We start from the raw sequence: 2,637 nt of genomic DNA, 5'->3' as shown, positions 1-2,637 counted from the left end.
TGTTTTCGGTAAAATGAAAATGTAGCAAATGGTACTCAAAAAGTGAGCACCCCAATGGCAAATAAAAAGAGCCATTGTCAGCACCTGAAATAAACGCTACCCTTTAGGTGGGATAACCATAAGGGGGTAGCAGAAAGGTGTTACGAATGGCTCAAATCAAGTATATCAAAGACCTCTACGAAAATGAAGAGGCAAGTTTGCGGGAAATATGCCGCATAACCGGCCACAGCTTTGAGACTGTCCGCAAGTACGCCTACCAGGAAAACTGGAGCGAGGACAATCTGCCGGATATTGAGCCACAGAGCTATCCGGTGCTGCAAGACTTCATCCCCATCATTGATAAATGGCTGGAGGAGGACCGAAAGGCCCCCAGGAAACAGCGCCATACAGTAATGCGGATTTACCACCGCCTGTGTGATGAGCATGGGTTTACTGGCTGCTATTCCACCGTGAAGAAGTATGTCCGCAAGAAAAAATATGTCATGAAAACTCTGAGTGCCGGTTATCTCCCTCTGGAGCACCCCAAAGGCTGGGGACAGGTGGACTTTGGCCTTGCGGAAGGCGAATGGGCCGCTACCGGAGAACGCTTTCCGTTCTATGCGCTGACGATCTCATTCCCCGGCTCTAACAACGGAGTAACGCAAGCGTTCCCGTCTCAAAACCAAGAGTGCCTGCTGGAAGGCATGAAGCGGATTTTTGAGCACATTGGCGGCGTCCCTCCCAGGCTGCGGTTTGACAACATGACCACGGCGGTTGCTCAGGTACTAAAAGATGGTGAGCGTGTCCTTACGGACGGCTTTACCCGCTTTATGCTCCACTACCGTTTCCAAGCTGATTTTTGCAATCCGGCTTCCGGCAACGAAAAAGGCAATGTAGAGAACAAGGTTGGTTACAGCCGCCGCAATGCGTTTGTCCCGGTCCCAGTCATTACCTCGTTTGAGGAATTTAATGAACAGCTCTTGGAGTGGTGCGAAAAGGACGCTGACCGGCTCCACTACAAGCACAAGGTTCCCATCCGGGAACTTTGGTAAGAGGACAAGGCGGCACTTTTAGAGCTGCCGCAGTATCCCTTCTCTGTGTTCCGCTACACGACGCTTACCGTGAGTAAAACAGGCTTTGCAACGATTGAGACGAATAAATACGGGCTATCTCCCATGCTGGCCGGCGAAAAAGTACAGGCCAAAATCTTCTATGACCATGTAGAGTTTTACCACGACCACAGACCGGTTGGACGCTTTCCCAGAAGCTACAAGACCAATGATGAGGTCTACGACTGGACGCAGTATGTGTCCACCCTCTGCAAAAAGCCAGGAGCGATTGAGCATACCCGTTTCTTCCACCAAATGCCGCAACGGTGGCAGGATTATCTTGCTTCCACCAAGGGAAAAGAGCAGAAGAGCGCCCTGCAACTTCTCAGCGAAATCGTTGCTGACGGAAACTCTGAGTTCTGTGATGATGCTCTGGAAATGGCAGCCGCCAATGGCCGGGCCGATGTGGACAGCCTGCGGCAGTGTTATTACATGATTGCCAAGAAGGAGTACCGCCCAGATCCGCTTAAACTCTCCGGAGCCCCATTGCTGAACTACAATCCAAACCTCTCAGCCTATGATGGCCTGATGGGAGGTGAGGCTCATGGCTGAACAGATTGAACAGCTCATGCGGCAAGTGAAGCTGGGCGGCATGGCGAAAGGCTGGCGGAGCGTCCCCTACGAAAATACCGAGCAGTATGTGACCGATCTCTTGACACTGGAATTGCAGGAACGAGAAACCAACCGGATTAACCGCATGGTAAAGACGGCTGGTTTCCGGGTGATGAAGACACTGGATGATTTTGTGTGGAACTCCGCCATTGAACTTCCTGGCGGCTTGCCACAGGAATACATGACCGACCTCCAGTTCCTTGCCCCAAAAGAGAACCTGATTTTTATGGGGAGCGTTGGGACGGGAAAGACCCATCTGGCTACGGCTATTGCTTTGAAAGCCTGCCAGGAGGGGCGGCGTGTCCGTTTCTTTACTGCGGCTGAGTTGGCAAACATACTGCTGGAAAAGAACACCAAGGGAACCTTGAACAATTACCTGGGTACGCTGAAAAAGGTAGAGCTTGTTGTGATTGACGAGATTGGTTTCGTCCCTCTGCACAAGGACGCCGCTGAACTGCTGTTCCAAGTGATTTCCGATTGCTACGAGCGCAAGAGCCTGATTATTACTTCAAACCTGGAGTTCTCTCAGTGGAACACTGTCTTTGGGGACAACCGCCTGACTGCGGCGCTCGTTGACCGGCTTATCCACCACAGCCATATTGTGATTTTCTCTGGGGATAGCTACCGGCTTACCCAGTCCCTGAACCGCCAGAGGGCATACACTTAGGGTACTCAAAATTAGTGCAAAAGGGCTTTGGGCACCGATGTGAGCACTTGGCCCCTATTGGCACCGATGCGAGCGTTTGGCCTCCGGGGGACCGATGTGAGCATTAGGCCCCCAGGGCACTCACTCTTGCAAAAGGCCCTCATCTTTCCGGGTACTCAAAAGGTGAGCATTTGGTACTTGGGAAAAACATTGCTCACGACATGAAATCTGGTGCTGAAGGTGCTCACTTTTTTGGGGCCCTTTTGCTCACATTTTCGTTTGACAAACACA

The 2,637-nt window shown here is 51.6% G+C and carries 3 protein-coding genes; all 3 read left to right on the top strand.

Annotation, left to right across the window (positions count from 1 at the left end):
• Nucleotides 1-146 precede the first annotated feature (146 nt).
• From istA to istB, 3 genes are read left to right on the top strand one after another with little or no spacing between them, the layout of a single operon-like run.
• Complete coding sequence (gene istA / locus I2C21_RS17355) at nucleotides 147-1,031, top strand: IS21 family transposase (RefSeq protein ID WP_195279889.1); 885 nt, start codon at nucleotides 147-149, stop codon at nucleotides 1,029-1,031.
• A gap of 24 nt (nucleotides 1,032-1,055) precedes the next feature.
• On the top strand, nucleotides 1,056-1,640 hold the full coding sequence (locus I2C21_RS17350; RefSeq protein WP_502709466.1) for a Mu transposase domain-containing protein: 585 nt from the start codon (nucleotides 1,056-1,058) through the stop codon (nucleotides 1,638-1,640).
• Nucleotides 1,633-2,367, top strand: a complete 735-nt coding sequence (gene istB, locus I2C21_RS17345; RefSeq protein WP_195279887.1) for an IS21-like element helper ATPase IstB — start codon at nucleotides 1,633-1,635, stop codon at nucleotides 2,365-2,367. Before I2C21_RS17350 ends, istB begins: the two co-directional genes overlap by 8 nt.
• The last annotated feature ends 270 nt before the right edge of the window (nucleotides 2,368-2,637 follow it).

The sequence above is a fragment of the Clostridium sp. J1101437_171009_A5 genome (assembly GCF_015547905.1).
In the GTDB taxonomy this organism is placed as follows: domain Bacteria; phylum Bacillota; class Clostridia; order Oscillospirales; family Oscillospiraceae; genus Pseudoflavonifractor_A; species Pseudoflavonifractor_A gallinarum.
The sequence above is the reverse complement of the archived record's forward strand: the minus strand, read 5'-3'. Positions and strand labels throughout refer to the sequence as shown.

Coding starts and splice junctions, on each gene's coding strand:
- istA (WP_195279889.1), top strand. CDS start 147: ATGGCTCAAATCAAGTATATCAAAGACCTCTACGAAAATGAAGAGGCA.
- istB (WP_195279887.1), top strand. CDS start 1,633: ATGGCTGAACAGATTGAACAGCTCATGCGGCAAGTGAAGCTGGGCGGC.